We start from the raw sequence: 18970 nt of genomic DNA, 5'->3' as shown, positions 1-18970 counted from the left end.
TCTCGGGCAGATCACGCTCGTTCGCGGAGCGCGGGATCCAGGCCGTCGAGAATCATCTCGATCTGCTTGACGAAAGTATCGGCGGGCATCCGCACCTCGGCGGCGTCCAGCCGAGACGCGTAGCGTTTGTGCATCCTCGGGTACGGCCGGGACGCGGCCTCGCCCGCCGCCAGCATCTTCTCCAGCCAGTCCGCGGTGTCGAGCCCGCTGCGCCGAATCACCGCCAGTGAAGCGGCTTCCGCGGCGGTGACCCCGATGACGTAGCCGAACAGCACGTTCATCGCGTCGTCGGCTTGCTCCTCGTCGAACCCGGCGGACTCGAGCACCGTGAGCATGCCCTCGTTGGAGCGCATCATGTTCGGCCCCAGGTATAGGGTGCCGATCTCGCCGAAGACCGTCGCCAGCCACGGCTGGCGCAGGATCAGCCCACGCAATTCCGTCGCGAACTCCCGCATGGCCGCGCGCCAGCCGCCGGGGTGCGCCGGATCGGGAACGGTCAGCTCGCCGATGACCTTGTCGGCGGCCAGCTCGACGATCTCGTCCTTGTTAGCGACGTGTGTGTAGAGCGAGGTGGCCCCCGCGTTCAGTTTCGCGCCGAGCTTGCGCATGCTCAGCGCCTCGGTGCCCTCGCTGGCCAGCAGCTCGATCGCCGCGTCGACTATCTGCGCGCGGGTCAGCGCGGGCTGCTCGCGCTTGCGCCGCTGCGGTCGTGTCCATACGGACTGGATGTCCCCGTCGTCGGCTTCCACCTGCGTTCCTCCTCGGTCGTCCGGTCAGCCTATCCCGTGCTCGCACGGCGTTCGCGTGTATGAACGCCGTTCAGTTCTTGCGAACACTGTTCGGTGACCGTACAGTGTTCGGAAGAACGCACGCCGTACGGAACGGCTATTCGAAAGGGCTTCCGATGAAAACGACCGACCTCGCGGAGGCGACCGCGACCAGCCGCGACCCGCGGCGCTGGCTGATCCTGATCGTGTTGTGCCTGAGCACCCTGGTGCTGGTCATCGACAACATGGTGTTGAACGTGGCCATCCCGCAGATCGCCACCGACCTCGGCGCGAGCGCCCAGGACATCCAGTGGATCATCGACTCCTACATCCTGGTGTTCGCCGGGCTGCTGCTCACCTCGGGCAGCCTGTCCGACAAGTTCGGCCGCAGGCTGGTGATGATCATCGGCCTCGCATTGTTCGGCGCGGCCTCGGTCCTCGCGGCCTTCGCGACGACGCCCGAACTGCTGATCGCGGGCCGGGTGGTGATGGGCATCGGCGGCGCGCTCATCATGCCGAGCACTCTGTCGATCCTGATCACCGTCTTCGACGAGGACGAGCGGCCCAAGGCGATCGCGGCGTGGAGCGCGGTCGCGGTGGTCGGCATGGTCGGCGGACCGGTGACCGGCGGGCTGCTGCTCGATCACTTCTGGTGGGGTTCGGTGTTCGTGCTGAACGTGCCGGTCGTGGTGCTGGCGATCGTGGCCGCGATGGTGCTGATGCCGGAGTCGAAGGGCCCGTGGCGCAAGCCGGATCTGCCGGGCATGGTGCTGTCCATCGTCGGCATGACCGCGCTGGTCTGGACGATCATCATGGTTCCGACGCACGGCTTCACCGACAGCGGCACCCTTACCGCGGGCGCCATCGCCGTGATCTGCTTGGCGGGCTTCGTGATTCGCGAACTGACCACCGATTCGCCGATGGTGCCGCTCGGGCTGTTCGGCAACCGGGTCTTCACCGGATCGAGCTTCTCGCTGGTGCTGCTCACCTTCGCCAACGGCGGCCTGCTGCTCGCGCTCACCCAGTACTTGCAATTCGTGCTCGACTACACGCCGACCGAGACCGCCTTCGCGTTCACCCCGATGGCCGTGGCCGTGCTGGCGTTCAACGGACTCGGTGCCACCTTGGCGAGCAAGGTCGGCAACCGCAGCATCACCGCCGTCGGCCTCACCGTGACCGCCGCGGGCTTCGGACTGCTCACCCTGCTGGAGCCCACCTCGAGCTTCTGGCTGCCCGCGCTCGCGATGGCCGTCATGGGCAGCGGCTTCGGTCTGGCGATGCCCGCCACGATCGGCGCGCTGATGGGCGCGGTGCCCGGCGAGCACGCGGGCGTCGGCTCCGCGCTCAACGACACCATCCAGCAGGCAGGCGCGGCCCTCGGCGTCGCGGTGCTCGGCGCGGTGCTGTCGACCACCTACTCCGACGCGATGCCCGCCGACGCACCGGAATCCGGCCGCGAGTCCATCTCCGACGCGTTGGCCATCAGCACCGCCACCGGCGACACCGGCCTGGCCGCCGCCGCCCGAGACGCCTTCACCTCCGGCATGTCGACCACCTTCATCGTCGCCGCCTGCTCGGTCCTCTGCGCCGCCGCCCTGTCCCTGATCCTGCTGCGCGAACGCAAGTCGGACACCGACGCGGATGTCCTGGACTCGGACGAGTCCGCCGAGGTTCTCGCCGAATCACGCTGAGCGCCTGCAGAACCGCGGAACAACGCCGAGCAGCCACGCCACCGACGAAAGTCGGCTCAGCAGAACCGCAGAAAGGTGCGCACCCGTACGGTGCGCACCTTTCGCGTTCTCGCAGTGCAGTTTTGCAACACCGCGCCGATGCCCGACTGTCAGGGGCGCTCGAATTCACCCTCCCGCACGCCCGCGGTGAAGGCATCCCACTCGCCGGGAGTGAAAACCAGTGCCGGGCCAGTGGGGTTCTTGCTATCGCGCACACCAACCGCGTCATCGACGAACGCGACCTCGACGCAGTCTTGGCCCCCGCCGCTGTAGCTGCTCTTGAACCACTCCGCTCCGGACAGGTCAACGCTCACTCTCGAACTCCCTTGCTACCTCGCGCAACAGGTCACGTGTTGGCCGTGTGTCCAGCGCCGCTCGCCGGATGGCGCTGTACGCCTCACGGTACCCGTTTACGTCCTTGGTCTTCTCGAAGTACATCGCGCCCGTGAACGCTTCCGCGTAGACCAATGTCGGCTCGTTGGCGGCCCCCTTACTCGCTCGTCCGAAATCCAAGATGGTGAATGGTCCGGTCGGCAAGCCGACTGGCAGCCCCGCGCGGAAGGGCAGCACTCGAATCTCGATGTTCGGTCGTGTGCTCAGGTCTGCGATGTGTCGCAACTGGGCCGCCATGATCCTCGGGCCGCCCACCGATGTCCGCAGCACCGACTCGTGAAGTGTCGCCTGAAAGTTCGCCGGTTGCGTTCGCCGGGTGATGACGCCTTGTCGGCGCAGCCGCAACTCGACCCGCTTGTCGAGCTCTGCGTCTGTGTCGTCGGGGAAGTACAGGCGGTCGAGCGTCCGCGCGTAATCGGCGGTTTGCAGAAGGCCTGGGACGGCGGAGGGCTTGAACAGCGTCATCTCGTGCGCCGAAGACTCCAGTCCCATGTACACATCGAAGTTCGGCGAGATGAAGGAACCGTAGTCGTGCCACCAGTTCTTGACTGCCGCTTGCTCGGCTAGCGCCGTCAGGTCGGCGACTTGCTCGCGGTCGAGCTGGTAGATCTCACCGAGCAAGGCGATGTCGTGCGTCCGAATGCGCTCGGTCTGTCCTTTCTCCAGGCGCTGCAAGCTCGACTTGCCCCACTCCATGAGCTTCGCGGCGTCGATCAGTGTCATGCCGATGGATTCGCGCGCCTCCCGTAAGTACCGTCCTAGTTGGCGACGCGGCAGGGTGCTGTCGGCCTCTGCCATGCCTTCCCCCTTCGGGTCGTTGTGTGTTCCCGTGCCGGGAAATGTTCGCACCGGCTCTGGTCATTGCGCTGGGGAAACGCGCGATTCTTCTGGGTTCCCAAAATGTCGTTCCCATCGCGCCGCCGAAAAGGTGAGCTGAATCGGCGTCCGGTAGAGGCTGCTCCCGAACCCTCTCCTCACGGCCTCATCCCGAGTCGGCGGACCCGACAACACTCGGGCCGGGCGCACCCCAACTCTTCGACGTGAGCAGAGGTCTAAACGCATGGACCAGATGGCTTTCGGGGACACGCCCGCGTCCCGCTGCATGTACTACCGGCGGGTGTGCGATCTGCCCGCCGTGCTCGACCCGCCCGCGCTCGGGCGCATCGTCGTCACCGCGTCGCACGTGTGGGCGTTGATCGTGCCCGCGCGCTTGGGGCAGGCGGTGAAAACCCAGATGCGCCAACGCGGGAACGAGGTGGGTCCGGTGCTGTCGCATCCGCGTTCGAAGCGCTGGTCGTTCCTGATCCGGCCCGATCTGCCCGACGACGTACGCCTGTTCGCGGAGATGTTCCGGCTGGACGTGTCCGTGGTGCGTACCGGCGGAACGATCGCATTGCCCTCACCGGCCGACGAGTGCGCGATGTTCCGGTGCTGGGTCGAGCTTCCGCGCTCGCGGTTCCGGCCGTCCGGGCTGGTCGTGGTCGATGCGATCCGGGCGTGCGCGGGACAGGCCGGGCGTTGGGCCGTTCCGGACGGCGTGAGCGTGGGCAGCTGGACAGCGTCGGGTGGCGAAAAACCTTGAGTAGCAATGGTTCTCCGCTGCGGAGCGAACCGGACGTCGTGCTGAGCGTGTTTCTGCACGGTGCGCACTTCCAGTTCGCCGCGTGTCTCACGGCCGCGTTGTTGTTCGTGCAGGAACACCAGGCCCGGCATTACGTGGACGCGGTCACGGTGCGGCTGGCGGATACCGCCGGCCTACCGCGCCTGCCGTGCGAACGCCTGTATCTGGAGCCGTGAGCCCGAACCGTCGTGCCGAACCGAGGTCCGGCCCGAGGGCGCGAGCGTTCTGGGCATCGGGCGCCGCGAGCGGTGTGCCCGGAGCGGGGCTCCGGTTCGCCGACGGGCGGCGGATCGACTCCGAGGTAGACCTGGCCGGGTAGACGGCCAGGTTGCGTTTCACTACAGGAGACCCCACCAGTACAGCACTGCGGCAAGGATCCAGACCACCACGGTTTCCATCGTCGCTCCAATCATCGATCGCAACGATTCCATCATCGCTCGCGCGGCGGGGAAGTGTTAGCAAATCCGGATCTACCAGGCATTTCTCCCATACAAGGTGTTCTTAAGTGCGCGGCAAGACGCGGGCCGCATTGTTTGTGTCAACACCGGTTCGACCGGAACCCCGGACCTCACGAAGGACGCACAGACGATGATCGGCAAGCTGACCACCGCCCTCGCTCTCTCCGCCACCAGCGCCGCGCTCGTGTTCGGCGCGGGCGCCGCCTCGGCCGACACCGGCGTCCCCGGCGTCGCGCTCACCGGTCAGGCGACCTGCACGCACAAGGACGACCGGATCGAGATCGAGATCGCCGCCCCGATCGTCTACGCGCAGCCCGGCTACCGTCCCGGCGAGCACCAGCAGATCCGGTACCGCACCGTCGTCTACGACGCCGCCCAGCACACGCTGGCCAGCGCGGGGGAGTGGGAGAAGGGCAAGGCCACCGACACCAAGCCCGCCGAGATGGACGACACCAAGGTCAAGGTGCTGCGCAACGACCCGAACGCCTACCAGGTGGTGCAGCAGATCGAGTGGCTGGCGCCGGACGGGGAGAACCCGGTCGCCAGCGCCGACCTCGCCGCCACCGGATACCTGATCAAGGACGGCCGTACCGAACTCGGCACGTTCGAGTACTGCCAGTAACCAGGGGGAAGGGGGGAAACACGCCACCACCGGGGGTGGGGAACCGGGCGCGACCTGTCCAACGAGGGGTGGACAGGTCGGGCCCCGGATATAACCCGGCCGGGTCGGTCCACGAGGGGTGACCGACCCGGCCGGATCTCCTCCGGCGGCGCCATCGACGGCTCTTCCTGGAGCTGGTGGGCGAAGGAGGATCGCCCCCTGCCGAAGGTAACCGTCCGGTCGCAGGCCAGGAGTCCCACCCGAAGGTATGGGCGGGCCGGTTCACGAGGGGTAACCGGCCCGCCCCATCGTTGTCACTTCGGTGAATCGCGTTCACGGTAAGTTCGTTTGCGGCGTCGAACGCGCGGCTGTCAGTCTGGATGGATGGAACGATCGGTCACCCCGACCGGGCCTGCCTATCGCCTGCTGGCCCTCGATCACGAGATGCAGTTGAGCGCCGCCGAAAAGCGGCTGCTCGACGAGTTCGTCACCATCTTCGAGCCCGAAACCGTTGTGGGCTACCTGTTTTCGTCGTACGAGGCGTTCAGCGCGCGGGCCACGGTGACGCTGTACCTGCCGACCCTCGCGGAGAAGTTCGCCCGCCAGCAACTGGAAGCCAGGGCGAAGCTGGAAGGCAAAGTGGCGCAAGCCCGTCCGACCGTCTTGTTCTTGTGCACCCACAACGCGGGCCGTTCCCAGATCGCCCTCGGCTTCTTCACCCATCTCGCTCGCGGCCGCGCGGTGGCTTGGTCGGGCGGCTCGGAGCCGAGTTCCCGGCTCAATCCGGCCGCTGTCGCCGCGATGGCCGAGGTCGGCATCGACATCTCGGGGGAGTATCCGAAACCGTGGACCGAGGAGATCGTTCGCGCCGCCGACGTCATCGTGACGATGGGCTGTGGGGACACCTGCCCGCTGGTGCCGGGCCCGCGCTACGTGGAATGGATCATCGAGGACCCGGCCGGATTGGAGCTCGAGGACGTGCGGCCCATCCGGGACGACGTGGGGCAGCGGGTCGAGGGTCTGCTCGCGGAACTCGGTGTGCCGGTCCGCTAGGCGTACCTCCGCTCTCGCTCCGCCCATGCGCGGGCGATCGACGGACTGCGTCGTTCGTGCGTACCTCCGCCTTCGCTTCGGCCATGGGCCGCTACGGACGGACTGCGTCCGGCTGCGCAGCGTAATCGGGCAGATCGTAGGACTCGGTGGCGGTGAGCATCCGCATCATCAGCGGCTTCATCACCTTGGCGGTCATCAACCGCGCCACCGCGCGCCCCGCGCGGATGCCGAGCCGGGTCTTCGGAGTCATCGCACGCAGACCACCGGGCGGCAGCTCCTGTGCCTTGGCGACGAAGGGGCGCAGCACCTCCTCGTAGCGGACCAGTGCGCGCTCCGGATTGTCTGCGCACGAGGCGATTTCACCGGCGAGCACGTACGCGCCGACCAGCGCCATGGCGGTGCCCTGCCCGGTCAGCGGTGAGCCGCAGTAGCCGGCGTCACCGAGTAGGGCGACGCGGCCGCGGGTCCAGCTCGGCATGTCGATGCGGGCCAGTTCGTCGAAGTAGAAGTCCTCGGCCTCGCCCATCGCGGCGCAGATCGCGGCCGAATGCCAACCGCCGCCCGCGAGTCGCTCCCTGATCAGTCGCTGTTGCGCCGCGAGATCTCGGCGCAGCGCCGGATCGGCGGCGCCGCGCAGTATGACGATCGCCTTGCAGGTCGCGGGGTCGGCGTCCGGTCGCAGTCCGATGCCGGTCGCGCCGACCAGTGAATGCATCGAGAACCAGTGCGGCTCGGTGTTTTCCGGTGTCGGCATGGTGAAGAACGACATGTACCCGCCCAGGTAGGTCGCGAAGTCCTGTTCCGGCCCGAACACCAACCGCCTTGTCGCGGAATGCAATCCGTCGGCGCCGATCAGGATGTCGAAGCGCTCGACGGCGCCCGAGGCGAAGGTGACCTCGACGCCCGCCGCGTCCTGCCCGATCTCGGTGATCCACTCGCCGTAGCGGTAGTCGACACCGCCCGCCTCCGCCAGCGCGTCGAGCAGGACCTGATTGAGATCGCCCCTGGTGATCTCGATTTCGGCGACACCGCCCTTGCCGTCGAACAACTCGGCGGGCACGCGCAGTTCCTCGCGGCCCGCGTGGTCGAGGTAGAGCATGCCGCGTTCATCCAGCTGGCGGGCCTGAATGCCCGGCAGCAGTCCCATTCGCTCGGCGACCTCGCGGCTCGGTCCGCGCAGGTCGACCGCCTGCCCGCCGGGGCGCGGCGCGTCCGCCCGCTCGACGACGGTGGCGCGAATGCCCGCGCGGAGCAGTTGCAGCGCAACGGCATTGCCGCCGATGCCGCCGCCGCTGATCAGCACGCGGAGGGAGTTGGTGGTGGGGGTGATGCTCATGTCGGCGCTCCTGGTTCGAATGTCTTAGACAAATGTCTAACAGAAAAGTTGCACATTTGTCTAGTACAAATGTCTGAACGCCCGAAAGCGAAGACGCCGATGGCCCGGCAGCGGGTCGGCTGCCGGGCCATCGGGAGGAGCGCGCGATCAGTTCGCGGCGTTCAGATACGCCTTCCAGCCGCCGAACTCGGTGATGTCGGTGGCCGTCAGTGCCGCGTCGTAGGTGCACGCGAAACCGACCACGGACCGTCCGTCGGCGAGTTCGATGCTGGTCAACGCCATGGGCGGGGGCAGTTCCGCCAGGAAGCCGCCGAGCCCGGCGCGCGAGACGGTGAACAACTCGCCGAGGATCGGCGCGCCGAGGCCCGCGCCGTGCCGGACCAGTCCCGGCTTGGCGGGGACGGTGTCTAGTGCGGTCAGCCGATAGGCATCGGTGGTGTGGATCTCTCCGGCGAACCGGGCGCCGATCCGCTCGAGCTGCCAGTGCAGCGGTTGCCCGCGCAGGTGCGCGCCGAACACGGCGAGCTGCACCCCGCCCTCGACCAGCAGCGGTGCGTGCGCGAGTCCGCCGAGGCGGGCGGCGATGTCGATCGCGACCTGATCGCCGAAGGCCGGCGTCACCACCATCACCCCGAAGGGAGTGCCCGCGGCGGTCGGTTGGCCGGGAACGGCGACGGCCGCCATGTCCAGCAGGTTGCAGAAGTTGGTGTAGGTCCCCATGCGGCGGTTGATGCCGATCGGATCCGCCTGCACCGCCGCGATACTCGGGTGTTCGGTGGTGGTCGGGAGCAGCAGTGCGTCGCAGTCGCGAAGCAGCAGCGCGGCTCTCGCTCGCGTGCGCGTCAGCGCGTCGAGATCGGCGGCGAAAGCGGGGCCGGTGGTGGACTCGGCCGCGCCGATGATGGCCGCCACCGTGGGATCCGCGCCCGCCGGACCGGTCGCCAGGAATTGCCCTACGGCGGCATAGCGTTCCGCGACGATCGCGCCGTCGTACAGCAGCAGCGCCGCCTCGAGCAGCGGCGAGATGTCCAGTTCGACCGTCTCGATGCCGGAATCAGCCACGGCGGCAACGGTTCTGGCGAAGGCGTCGCGGTATTCGTCGCTCAGGGCGGCAAGGTCGGCGGCTCGCGGCACCGCGACACGCGGGGTCTGCGGCGCGGCGAGCCGCACATCCGCGGGCCAGTCACGGCTGCGCGGATCGTCCGCTTCGGGACCCGCCATCACGGCCGCCGCGGCGACCGCCCGGTCGAGATCCGCGGCGAACACCGTGACGGCGTCGTAGTCCGCGCAGGCCGGGACTACGCCGTGCGCCGGGATGATTCCCAGGGTGGCCTTGATGCCGACGATGCCGTGCAGCGCGGCGGGCACCCGGCCCGACCCGGCCGTGTCGGTGCCGACGCCGATGTCGACGAGGCCGAGCGCGACCGCGACCGCCGAACCCGAGGACGAGCCGCCGGAGATCAGCTCGGGATGCTCGGCATGCCGCACCGCGCCGTACGGGCTCCTGGTGCCGACCAGGCCGGTGGCGAACTGGTCCAGGTTCGTCTTGCCGAGCACGATGGCGCCGGCCGCTTGGAGTCGGGCTACGGACACCGCGGTAAGCATTGCAGCATAAGCGAATTCGGGACAGGCTGCGGTGGTGGGCAGTCCCGCCACGTCGATGTTGTCCTTGACCGCCACGAGCTGCCCGGCCAGCGGTAATGTCTCGCCTGCCGCCAGCCGACGTTCCACTTCGGCGGCGTCGGCGGCGGTCTCGTGCTCGGGGCGCAGCGTGATCCACACTTCGGGGCGGTCCACCTCGGCGATGCGCCGATACGCGGCCGCGACCCGCGCGGTGGGCGAATCCTGCTGGATGCCAACGACGCCTGCGGTCATTCGTCCACTCCGATCACTGCTAGCGGGGTACCCGGGGCCACCTTGGCGCCGGGCGCGGTCAGCACCCTGAGCACCGTGCCCGCGCCCGGGCTGTGCACGGGCAGCTCCAGCTTCATGGCTTCCAGGATGGCGACCGGCGCGCCTGCGTCGAGCCGCTGCCCTTCCTCGACCTCGACCCGCCACACATTGCCGATCATCGGCGCTGTCACGATGGCCGCGTCGGCGGGCAGCCCGGCCAACGGGTCCGTCACGGATTCGGGCTCCTCCGGTTCCGTTGTCGTACGCTCGAACTCGCCCGCGGCGTGCCACGCCCGCTTCTCGGCTTCGAACGCTGCCGTCTGCTTGGCCTCGAATTCCGCGATGGATTCCGCGTTCTCGGCGAGCAATCGCAGATGATCGGCAAGCGCGAAGGTTCCTTCGCTCACCTCGGCGTCGAACCGGCCCGCGGCCGCCGCCGCGCGATGCTCGAGCAGCTCCTCGGGACTCACCGGCTCCCAGACGATGCGGTCGAAGAACCGGAACAGCCACGGGGTCCCCGGCTCGAAGGGCGCGGACTGCCGATAGCTGGACCAGATCGGCACGGTCCGGCCGATCAGCTGGTAGCCGCCGGGGGATGCCATGCCGTACACGCACAGGTACTTGCCGCCGATGCCGACCGCGTCGGAGGGGGTCCAGGTGCGCGCCGGGTTGTACTTGGTGGTCACCAGGCGGTGTCGCGGATCGAGCGGAACCGCGAGCGGCGCACCCAGATACACGTCGCCGAGGCCGAGCACCAGGTACTCGGCGTCGAACACGGTGTCGCGCACTTGCTCGACGCTGTCGAGACCGTTGATGCGCCTGATGAATTCGACGTTCGACGGAAGCCACGGCGCGGTGTCGCGGACGCCGCTGCGGTAGCGGTCGATCGCTTCGGCGATGGAGGGGTCGTCGAAGGAGAGCGGCAGCCGGATGGTGCGGCTCGGCACCGCGAGATCGTGCGTGGCGGGCAGCTCCGATTCCAGCTCGACCAGCGTGCCCAGCAACCGGTGCTGAGCAAGCACGTCGGGGTCGAAGTGGATGTGCAGCGAACGGACGCCCGGGGTCACGTCCACGATGCCGGGCAGACCGGCCGCGGCCAACGCCTCGGCGAGTGCGTGCACCCGCATGCGCAGACCGAGATCCAGCACCATCTCGCCGTATTCGACGAGGATGTTGTCGTCGCCGCCGCGCAGATACGCCACCGGCGGTCGCTCGTCGTCCCCGGCTGCCGAGCCGAGGACGCCGCGATCGCCGAGTGCGTCGCTGGTGGCGGCGACCGTCGCCGTCGCGCGCCGGTTGTCGGAACGGCGCAGCGCGGTGGCCTCGGCGTCGTCGACCGGCACGAACCGGACCGTGTCGCCGGGACGGAGCTGGCCGAGTTTCCACCGGTGCGCCGAGATCACGGTGATCGGGCAGGCGAAACCGCCGAGGCTCGGTCCGTCCGGGCCCAGCAGGATAGGGGTGTCGCCCGAGACGTTGAGCGCGCCGACGCTGTAGGGGTTGTCGTGCAGGTTCGACGGGTGCAGACCGGCATCGCCGCCGTCAGCCCGCGACCAGCTCGGCTTGGGGCCCTCGAGGCGGATGCCGGTGCGATTGGCGTGGCTGCCGACCCGCCACGGGTGCGCCGCGAACTGCTCCATGTCCGCGTCGGTGAAGTAGGCGGGGGCGGTCTGCGGGCCGATGCCGACGGCCAGCTGCCACTCGTGGGTGAACTCGGGGCGGGTCGGAGCGGGAGCCGGTTCGGTGAGTCCCGCGCGGTCGGTGACGATGTGCAGAACCTCCCCCGCCGCAACGGCTTTGCCCGTGGTGCCGCCGAATCCGCCGAGGGTGAACGTGGACGCGCTGCCGTGGTAGAGCGGGGCGTCGAGGCCGCCGCGCACGGCGAGATAGGTGCGCAGGCCGGCGTCGTTCGGTGCGCCGATGTCCAGCACCGAACCGGCGGGGAGCGTGATCGGTTCCCACATCGGTGCGGGCTCGTCGTCGACGGTGATCGGCGCCTCCGCGCCGGTTACGCAGACCACCGTGGTGGTGGCGAAGCGCAGTCTCGGGCCTTGCAGCGTGCACTCCAGCGCTGGCACGCCCGGCGGGTTGCCGACGGCGGCGTTGGCCAGGGTGAACGAGAGGTCGTCCATCGGGCCGGACGGCGGGATTCCGACCTCCCACAAACCGAGGCGGCCGGGGTGATCCTGGATGGTGGTCATGGTGCCGCCGCGCAGCACGTCGATGCGTGGTGCGATGGATTGGATGTCGGCGAGCGTGCCCGTGACGTGGGACGCCGAGCGGACGAGCGAATCCGTTGCCGCGGTGTGCAATTGGGCGAGATTCGTCTGGACCCCGTGGATTCGGGTCTCGGCGAGGGCGTCGGCCAGTTCGGTGAAGGCCGCGTCGCGAGTGGGACCGGCGGCGATCACCTTGGCCAGCAGGGGGTCGTAGTACGGGCTCACCTCGGTGCCGGTGTCCACCCAAGTGTCGACGCGCACGTCGGCGGGGAATTCGGCCGCCGTGATCAGTCCGGCGCTCGGCCGGTAGTCCTGACCGGGATCCTCGGCGTAGACGCGGGCCTCGACGGCCCAACCCGACTGTGCCGGACCGGCTTCCGGCAGACCGTCGAGCATCGTGGCATCACCGCCCGCGAGCCGCAGCATCCATTCGACCAGGTCGACGCCGGTGATCGCCTCGGTCACCGGGTGTTCCACCTGGAGCCTGGTGTTCATCTCCAGGAACGAGGCTTCGCCGCGTTCGGCGTCGTAGACGAATTCCACCGTGCCCGCCGAGCGGTAGTCGACCGACTCGGCCAATGCTCTCGATGCGGAGAGCAATTGGTCGGTCAGCTCCGCGCTGAGGCCGGGTGCGGGCGCTTCCTCGATCACCTTCTGATTGCGGCGTTGCAGGGAGCAGTCCCTGGTGCCGAGGCTGACCACTCTGCCGTGCCCGTCGCCGAAGAGTTGCACCTCGACGTGCCTCGCGCGGGCGACGAAACGCTCCAGAAAGACGCCTGTCGAGGAGAAGTTCGTCGCGGCGAGGCGCTGGACGCGCAGGTATGCCGCGCGGAGTTCTTCCGCGGTGAGACAGCTCTGCATACCGATACCGCCACCGCCGCCGACTGCCTTGAGCATGACCGGAAAACCGATCCGCTCGGCCTCGGCCACCGCGTGATCGGCCGAATCCAGCAGGCCGCTACCGGGAATCAACGGCACGCCGACGCGTTTCGCGGCCTCGCGCGCGGTGTGCTTGTCGCCGAAGATCCGCAGCTGCTCCGGCGTCGGGCCGACGAACGCGATGCCAGCATCGGCTACCGCGGCGGCGAAATCCGCATTCTCCGAGAGGAATCCGTATCCCGGGTGGATCGCGCCCGCACCGGTCGCGAGCGCCGCCTCGATCACCAGGTCGGCGCGCAGATACGACTCGGCGGCCTGCGCCGGGCCGAGCCGGACCGCGGCGTCGGCGGCCGCCACATGCGGCGCGGCGGCGTCGGCGTCGGAGTAGACGGCGACGGTCTTCAGGCCAAGCGCCTTCGCGGTGCGCAGCACCCGGCCCGCGATCTCGCCGCGATTCGCGACGAGCACAGTATCGAACTCCACCGTGCACTCCCTATTCAGTTGCCATCGACATCGCCGCGATGGCGCGGGTGACCCGCTCCAAAACGACATCCAGTGATTCCCCGATATGGGTGTGCAGCAGGCGATACGCCAGCGGCAGGTCGTCGGCGAGCACCGCGTCGAGGATCGCGAGATGCTCGGTGATCGTGGTCTCGATCCGGTTGTTGACCATGAAGTCGTACATGCGCACGTGCCGGATGCGGGAGTTCACCGATTGCAGCGCGTGCACCAATTCGGCGTTGCCCGCCGCGGTGAGCAGGGTGACGTGGAATTCCTCGTCGCGCACCACGAAACCCGGTTCCTGTTCCGGCGGAGCGGCCTGGAGCTCGAGCCAGCTCGCCCGCTCGGCCTCCAGCAGGGCATGGTCGTGGCGCACCGCCGGATTGCCGATGGCGCGCTGAATACCTCCTAATTCCAAAGTGATTCGCAACTCGTACAGATCGCGAATGAGCGGGATGCTCGGCCGCACCGGGCTGAACCCGTACTCCTCGCGGCGCAACAGACCGTCCGAGCAGAGTACGGTGAGCGCCTCGCGGATCGGCGTACGCGAAATGCCGAAGCGCGCGGACAATTTCGGCTCGGTGAGCCGCTCCCCGAACTTGATGTCCCCGTTCATCAGCTCATCGCGCAACGCCGCGTAAACCATGTCCCGCAACGGCCGTCCCGCCGCATCAGCCGCCGTGGCCACCCTTGTCGACATGCGTGTATACGCTATGGATCTCGCGTTTCCCCCATGTGTCCGCAAGTTATCAAGCGGTAAGCGTCTCCTCACCGCCCGCCGGCCACCACCCTACTGCCGCTCAGGAGCGCGCCGGCTCGGCCCGCAGCCCGGGATACGGATCGATGATCCGCGGATCGCGCATATCATGCGGATGCGCCGGAGCAGCCAGGGTCGGCACTCGGGGCGCGGGTAGATGTTGGCCAGCACCTCGGTGCCGGTCGCATCGAGCTCCGCGTCACTCGGTCATTTGTCGATGGCGCATCGCAGGCAAATGTTCACCGGAGGCGCGGATCGGCTGGGAGCAGACTGCAACAGCGGGCTACACGGGGATGTCGTCGGCGTCATATCGGACAGCGAAGCTGGGTGTAGCCCCGGTACCGGGGACGATGCCGTTCCCTCATCGGCACGCCACCGGCCGCGCCTTCGGGTGGCGCCCCGGCGCCGGGGTGTAGGCCCCTGTCGCTGGGAGGAAGCTATGGACGCCTCCGTGTTCTTCGGATTGCTCGCGCTGGTGTGTGGGTTGCTCGCGGTGATCGCCGCGACCATCTGGTGGCCGGTGCCGGGCCAGCCATCCGACGACGAGCTGCCGCTAGTCGATGCCGAACGGCGTGGCGTAGCGGGCGATTCCGCTCGGCAGTGGGTGGGCCGGGTCGATCGCCCGCGTCATCAGCGCCTCGTCGGGCGCCTCGATACTCGGGGCGATGCCGTACCGCGAGGCCCGGTCGAAGCCGAACCGCGGGCAATACGTCGGATGGCATAGCCACCACGCCGCGACACCGCGAGCGCGGCGCGAACGGCGATCGAGCCCGCGCCCGCGCGACGGAATGCGCAATCGGTCGAGTCCGAGACTCGCCGGAGCGACGCGCCGACGAATCCGGACATTCTTCGGGACATGCTGCGCGACAGGGTATTTGACCGACCGCATCGCATAGTGTGTGCACACCTCCCGTCGAGGGGCGGTGGACTCTGGTCCAGACACCGCGCCCAGAAGGGAGGTGGTGGGGGAATGGCGAAGCATCGCCGGAAGAAGAGCAAGGCCCCGGTCGATTACGGCATCCTGTTGGTAGCAGCTGTCGTGACCGCCGGGGGCGCTCTCTCTGGTCCGCCGAGTGCGGGCTAGGTAACCCACCCGGGTGGGGCGTCGTAACCCGCGGCGCTCCACCCTCTCGGCATCACCGAAGTGACGCCACGAACTATACCGTCTCGCCGTAGCCCCTGTCTCGAAAGCGATCTCGGCGGAATCAGCGCGTCAGCGGAGTCCTTCGAGTAGGTCGCGCATCAGTTCGGTGGCCTGGGGGCGGCCGTCGTCCACCTCGGTGAGGGTCAGTGAGAGTTCGGTGAGGGCGCCGTAGAACGCGCTGGCGAGCAACTCGGCGGGGTAGGGCTTGATCAGCTGGTCGGCCAGGAGGGTTCGGACGGCATCGAGCACCAAGCCGCCGAGATGCTGCCGATCGAGTTCGCGCCAGCGCTGCCAGCCGAGCGCGATGGGCCCGTCCATCAGCACGATCTTGCGGTAGTCGGGGTCGGCGCAGACGTCGAGAAACGCGCCGATGCCGCGCTCGGCCTGTTCGAGCGGATCCGAGCCCGACGCCGTCGCCTCGCGTATCCGTTGCGCCGCTTGGCTTTCCAATTCGTCGAAGACCGCCTCGAAGAGGCCGCGCTTGCCGTCGAAGTGATGGTAGAGCGCGCCTCGGGTGAGCCCGGCGGTCCGGACCAGCTCTTCGGCCGAGAGCTTGGCGTAGTCGCGCTCGACGAACAGCCGCCGCCCGGTGTCGAGCAACGTCTGGCGGGTGTTCTCGGCGTATTTGTCCCGCATGGTCTTGACAGGCTCCATACATAAGGGATATCACATACGCAATGAATCTCGAATACACGGTGTATGAAAGCAGGTCGGGATGGTGCAATCGACGGACGTCGTAGTCGTCGGGGCGGGTGTGGCCGGGTTGGTGGCCGCTCGCGAGCTGGTCCGCGCCGGGAAGGAGGTGCTGGTCCTGGAGGCGCGGGACCGAGTCGGCGGACGGCTGCGCAACGAAGACCTGCTCGACGGCGTCCCGATCGAGATGGGCGGGCAGTGGGTCGGTCCTGGACAAGAGCGGGTCCTCGGCTTGATCGCCGAACTCGGACTGTCGACATTCCCGACCCATGTCGCCGGACAGAACATCGGCGAGTTCGGCGGAAAGCGTGCGGTCTTCAGCGGCCGGATTCCCAAGTTGAACCCGGTGGCGCTGGCCGACATCGGGCAGGCGCAGCTGCGGCTGGATCGGGTGGCGCGCGCGGTCGCCGCACGCGACCCGTGGCTCGCCGACCAGGCCGACAAGCTGGACGGGCAGACCTTCGCGACCTGGGTGAACAGGCACGCCTACACACCAACGGGACGCGCTTTCCTGCGGCTGGTCACCGAGGCGGTGTTCTCCGCCGAACCGGAGGACATGTCCGCGCTGTGGGCGGCGTTCTACGTGGGAGCGGCGGGCGGGCTCGACGCGCTGATCAATACCGATGGCGGCGCGCAACAGGACCGCGTGGTCGGCGGAAGTCAGCGGATCGCCCTCGAGCTGGCCGCGGCACTCGGCGAGCGGGTCGTTCTCGACGCTCCGGTGACGGAGGTGACCTGGAGCGACGACGAGTTGCGGATCTCGGCCGGGCACACGGCTGTGCGGGCCCGGCGGGCGGTGATCGCGGTGCCGCCGCCGCTCGCCGCGCGGATCCGCTACCTGCCCGGGCTTCCCGGTGGGCGCGATCAGCTGGTTCAGCGCATGCCGATGGGGCGGGTCATCAAATTCAATGTCGCGTATCGGGACCCGTTCTGGCGGGCGCAGGGTTTCAGCGGCCAGGCCAACAGCGATACGCGGCCGGTGGGCACGGTCTTCGACAACACCCCGCCGGACGGCGCGCCCGGCGTGCTGGTCGGGTTCTTCGAAGGCAAGCACGCCGACGTCGCGTCCCGGTTGTCTCCCGAAGCGCGCCGAGCTCAGGTGCTGAAAGATCTCGTCGGCTACTTCGGCCCCGCGGCGGCCGACCCGATCGCGTACCTGGAACGCGACTGGGCCGAGGAGGAGTACAGCCGCGGCTGCTACGGAGCTTTCGCGACACCGTCCACCCTCACCCGCTTCGGCCCCGCGCTGCGCACCCCCATCGGACCGCTGCACTGGGCGGGCACCGAGACCGCCACCCGCTGGCCCGGATACATCGATGGCGCGGTGGAGTCGGGGGAGCGGGCCGCGGGCGAAGTGCTCGCCGCGCTGGAACGCAGCGGTGAATCGACTCGACGACCGGCGGCAGCAGCCGAGAAGGGCTGAGACCGGACTGGGAGGCATGTCGACCGGAAAAGATAGAGGCCCTGACCGTCGAAACGGTCAGGGCCTCTGTCGTGTCTCAACCACACGAGTCGGGGTGACAGGATTTGAACCTGCGACCTCTTCGTCCCGAACGAAGCGCGCTACCAAGCTGCGCCACACCCCGTGAAGCGAACCTGGAGTAGCTTACAACAGGGAAGGTCCAGACGTTAAACCGGCAGGTCAATCAGCTTTCGTAGGAGCGAACGCTGCGGAAGATCCGCTTCGCGGCCTCGGCGTCGACGGCGTTCGGGACGCCGGTGTCGGCCGCGATCACCATGACGAAGCTGCCGATGTCGGCGCCGGTGGCGAAGGTGTACACCGAGTACTCGGTGGCGCAGCCGGGCTTCGCGTCGGTGATGGCGCCCCGGGTCTCGACGAACGTGCCGTGCTGAGCGCCGTCGAGAGAGTCCAGTGGCTGCGGGACGCCGGGGACACCGCCGCCGGGCGCGTTGGGGTAGGCGATCTTCGCCGTCTTCGTGCCGAGTTCGGTCGCGGCGCCGACGGTATCGGTGTTGTCCGAGCCGGTGACGAACGCCACGGTGCGCGTCGAACCGGGGCAGTAGTCCTTGCCCTCGGTCGCGTAACCCTTCCCGCCGACAGCATTGGGCGGCTTGCCGAAGCCCCCGGAGTCGCCGACGGTCCAGTCGGCGGGCACGTCGTACGCGGCGCCGCTCTCGGGCGCTACGACGACCTGGTAACCCGCCACCACCGGCGGCCCCGCGTTCGTCTCCTGCCGCCGCGCCGGAGCTCGCGTACCGGACGAGGTGGTCAGCGCGCTCACCATCGACGGCGTCCCGTCCGCGCTGGCCTCCTCCGGCCCGCCCGCGACGACCACGGCAGCCGCGCCCGCCGCCAACACCGTCGCAGCGACGCCGATCCCGACCCAGGCCCGCGCGCCTCCCGAGCCGGACCGAGGGGATTCGGTCACCCACTGCGGAACCGACCCGCCCGCGGTGGTCCACTGCGGAGTCGAACCGTCCGCGGGCATGTGCGGCGCAGCAACCGGCGCAGGCGACCAACCGCCGAGGTTCTGCTGCGGCGCGATAACCGGAGTGGCCAGGTCGAGCCCGCCGATCCGGTCGTGCGCCCGGATGTGCGGCTCGATCTCGCGCCAGGCTTCCGGTGATCCCGCGGCGGACCGCATGCCCGGGGTGATGTCGCCGGGGGCGTGCGGAACCTGCGGCCCCGCCGCGAAAACGGGCTCGCCCGGCGCCGCGGGTTCGACGGGCGAAAACGGCTGGACCGCTGCAGGATTCGGCCCTGTTGCACCGCGGAACTCGGGGTGACCCTGCGCCGCCGCCGTCTGAACGGGCAAAGCTGGCTGGCCCGTTGGAGGATTCGGCGTTGCACCGTGGAACTCAGGGTGGCCCTGCGCCGCCGCCGTCTGAACGGGCAAAGCTGGCTGGCCCGTTGGAGGATTCGGCGTTGCACCGTGGAACTCAGGGTGGCCCTGCGCCGCCGCC

16 protein-coding genes and 1 tRNA gene are annotated in these 18970 nt (G+C 68.8%); 6 read left to right on the top strand and 11 right to left on the bottom strand.

The window, feature by feature from the left end; all coding sequences use genetic code 11:
* Window positions 1-11: 11 nt before the first annotated feature.
* Window positions 12-749, bottom strand: coding sequence for a TetR/AcrR family transcriptional regulator (locus AB0H49_RS28035; protein ID WP_357255721.1), 738 nt, complete (start codon window positions 747-749; stop codon window positions 12-14).
* A 155-nt stretch (window positions 750-904) separates the two neighbouring features.
* On the opposite strand from AB0H49_RS28035, the gene AB0H49_RS28030 reads away from it, so the two are divergent.
* Complete coding sequence (locus tag AB0H49_RS28030; RefSeq protein WP_357255719.1) at window positions 905-2458, top strand: MFS transporter; 1554 nt, start codon at window positions 905-907, stop codon at window positions 2456-2458.
* Between the two features lie 149 nt (window positions 2459-2607).
* On the opposite strand, the gene AB0H49_RS28025 is transcribed toward AB0H49_RS28030, so the two are convergent.
* Both AB0H49_RS28025 and AB0H49_RS28020 read right to left on the bottom strand, forming a co-directional pair.
* Window positions 2608-2811: a DUF397 domain-containing protein gene (locus AB0H49_RS28025; RefSeq protein ID WP_357255717.1), complete on the bottom strand. Its 204-nt coding sequence runs from the start codon at window positions 2809-2811 to the stop codon at window positions 2608-2610.
* Complete coding sequence (locus AB0H49_RS28020; protein ID WP_357255715.1) at window positions 2801-3688, bottom strand: helix-turn-helix transcriptional regulator; 888 nt, start codon at window positions 3686-3688, stop codon at window positions 2801-2803. The genes AB0H49_RS28025 and AB0H49_RS28020 overlap by 11 nt, the downstream gene beginning before the upstream one ends.
* Window positions 3689-3950: 262 nt before the next feature.
* Here AB0H49_RS28020 and AB0H49_RS28015 point away from each other — a divergent pair, with 262 nt between their 5' ends.
* From AB0H49_RS28015 to AB0H49_RS28000, 4 genes are all read left to right on the top strand, one after another.
* A complete protein-coding gene (locus AB0H49_RS28015; RefSeq protein ID WP_357255713.1) occupies window positions 3951-4472 on the top strand; it encodes a DNA-directed RNA polymerase subunit beta in 522 nt (173 codons plus the stop codon).
* On the top strand, window positions 4469-4687 hold the full coding sequence (locus AB0H49_RS28010; RefSeq protein WP_357255711.1) for a hypothetical protein: 219 nt from the start codon (window positions 4469-4471) through the stop codon (window positions 4685-4687). The genes AB0H49_RS28015 and AB0H49_RS28010 overlap by 4 nt, the downstream gene beginning before the upstream one ends.
* 412 nt (window positions 4688-5099) lie before the next feature.
* Window positions 5100-5591: a hypothetical protein gene (locus tag AB0H49_RS28005; RefSeq protein ID WP_357255709.1), complete on the top strand. Its 492-nt coding sequence runs from the start codon at window positions 5100-5102 to the stop codon at window positions 5589-5591.
* Window positions 5592-6014: 423 nt separating this feature from the next.
* On the top strand, window positions 6015-6623 hold the full coding sequence (locus AB0H49_RS28000) for an arsenate reductase ArsC (protein ID WP_357255903.1): 609 nt from the start codon (window positions 6015-6017) through the stop codon (window positions 6621-6623).
* A gap of 91 nt (window positions 6624-6714) precedes the next feature.
* Here the strand turns inward: AB0H49_RS28000 and AB0H49_RS27995 are convergent, their stop codons facing one another.
* The 6 genes from AB0H49_RS27995 to AB0H49_RS27970 all read right to left on the bottom strand — a co-directional run bounded on the left by AB0H49_RS27995 (window position 6715) and on the right by AB0H49_RS27970 (window position 16006).
* Complete coding sequence (locus tag AB0H49_RS27995) at window positions 6715-7959, bottom strand: FAD-dependent monooxygenase (RefSeq protein ID WP_357255707.1); 1245 nt, start codon at window positions 7957-7959, stop codon at window positions 6715-6717.
* A gap of 147 nt (window positions 7960-8106) precedes the next feature.
* The gene (atzF, locus tag AB0H49_RS27990; RefSeq protein ID WP_357255705.1) at window positions 8107-9834 is read right to left on the bottom strand and encodes an allophanate hydrolase; all 1728 of its coding nucleotides are present in this window, start codon (window positions 9832-9834) and stop codon (window positions 8107-8109) included.
* Complete coding sequence (gene uca / locus AB0H49_RS27985) at window positions 9831-13433, bottom strand: urea carboxylase (RefSeq protein WP_357255703.1); 3603 nt, start codon at window positions 13431-13433, stop codon at window positions 9831-9833. The genes atzF and uca overlap by 4 nt, the downstream gene beginning before the upstream one ends.
* 10 nt (window positions 13434-13443) lie before the next feature.
* Window positions 13444-14151, bottom strand: coding sequence for a GntR family transcriptional regulator (locus AB0H49_RS27980; RefSeq protein ID WP_357255701.1), 708 nt, complete (start codon window positions 14149-14151; stop codon window positions 13444-13446).
* Window positions 14152-14761: 610 nt separating this feature from the next.
* A complete protein-coding gene (locus AB0H49_RS27975; RefSeq protein ID WP_357255699.1) occupies window positions 14762-15097 on the bottom strand; it encodes a hypothetical protein in 336 nt (111 codons plus the stop codon).
* Between the two features lie 324 nt (window positions 15098-15421).
* Complete coding sequence (locus tag AB0H49_RS27970) at window positions 15422-16006, bottom strand: TetR/AcrR family transcriptional regulator (protein ID WP_357255698.1); 585 nt, start codon at window positions 16004-16006, stop codon at window positions 15422-15424.
* 61 nt (window positions 16007-16067) lie between these two features.
* Between AB0H49_RS27970 and AB0H49_RS27965 the strand changes: the two genes are divergently transcribed.
* Window positions 16068-17468 carry an FAD-dependent oxidoreductase gene (locus AB0H49_RS27965; protein ID WP_354997984.1) on the top strand — a complete coding sequence of 467 codons (1401 nt, stop codon included), beginning with the start codon at window positions 16068-16070 and terminating at the stop codon, window positions 17466-17468.
* Between the two features lie 89 nt (window positions 17469-17557).
* On the opposite strand, the gene AB0H49_RS27960 is transcribed toward AB0H49_RS27965, so the two are convergent.
* Window positions 17558-17631 (bottom strand) — tRNA-Pro (locus AB0H49_RS27960).
* Between the two features lie 60 nt (window positions 17632-17691).
* Window positions 17692-18651, bottom strand: a complete 960-nt coding sequence (locus AB0H49_RS27955) for a hypothetical protein (protein ID WP_357255696.1) — start codon at window positions 18649-18651, stop codon at window positions 17692-17694.
* Window positions 18652-18970 lie beyond the last annotated feature (319 nt).

This window comes from Nocardia sp. NPDC050713 (assembly GCF_040654315.1).
Classification (GTDB): domain Bacteria; phylum Actinomycetota; class Actinomycetes; order Mycobacteriales; family Mycobacteriaceae; genus Nocardia.
The sequence above is the reverse complement of the archived record's forward strand: the minus strand, read 5'-3'. Positions and strand labels throughout refer to the sequence as shown.

What these genes read in the sequence shown, in the direction of transcription:
- AB0H49_RS28015 (WP_357255713.1), top strand. Translation starts at nt 3,951, where the DNA reads ATGGACCAGATGGCTTTCGGGGACACGCCCGCGTCCCGCTGCATGTAC.
- AB0H49_RS27995 (WP_357255707.1), bottom strand. Translation starts at nt 7,959, where the DNA reads ATGAGCATCACCCCCACCACCAACTCCCTCCGCGTGCTGATCAGCGGC.
- AB0H49_RS27980 (WP_357255701.1), bottom strand. Translation starts at nt 14,151, where the DNA reads ATGTCGACAAGGGTGGCCACGGCGGCTGATGCGGCGGGACGGCCGTTG.
- atzF (WP_357255705.1), bottom strand. Translation starts at nt 9,834, where the DNA reads ATGACCGCAGGCGTCGTTGGCATCCAGCAGGATTCGCCCACCGCGCGG.
- AB0H49_RS28005 (WP_357255709.1), top strand. Translation starts at nt 5,100, where the DNA reads ATGATCGGCAAGCTGACCACCGCCCTCGCTCTCTCCGCCACCAGCGCC.
- AB0H49_RS28000 (WP_357255903.1), top strand. Translation starts at nt 6,015, where the DNA reads ATGCAGTTGAGCGCCGCCGAAAAGCGGCTGCTCGACGAGTTCGTCACC.
- AB0H49_RS27955 (WP_357255696.1), bottom strand. Translation starts at nt 18,651, where the DNA reads ATGCGGTCCGCCGCGGGATCACCGGAAGCCTGGCGCGAGATCGAGCCG.
- AB0H49_RS27975 (WP_357255699.1), bottom strand. Translation starts at nt 15,097, where the DNA reads ATGCGGTCGGTCAAATACCCTGTCGCGCAGCATGTCCCGAAGAATGTC.
- AB0H49_RS27970 (WP_357255698.1), bottom strand. Translation starts at nt 16,006, where the DNA reads ATGGAGCCTGTCAAGACCATGCGGGACAAATACGCCGAGAACACCCGC.
- AB0H49_RS28020 (WP_357255715.1), bottom strand. Translation starts at nt 3,688, where the DNA reads ATGGCAGAGGCCGACAGCACCCTGCCGCGTCGCCAACTAGGACGGTAC.
- AB0H49_RS27965 (WP_354997984.1), top strand. Translation starts at nt 16,068, where the DNA reads ATGGTGCAATCGACGGACGTCGTAGTCGTCGGGGCGGGTGTGGCCGGG.
- AB0H49_RS28030 (WP_357255719.1), top strand. Translation starts at nt 905, where the DNA reads ATGAAAACGACCGACCTCGCGGAGGCGACCGCGACCAGCCGCGACCCG.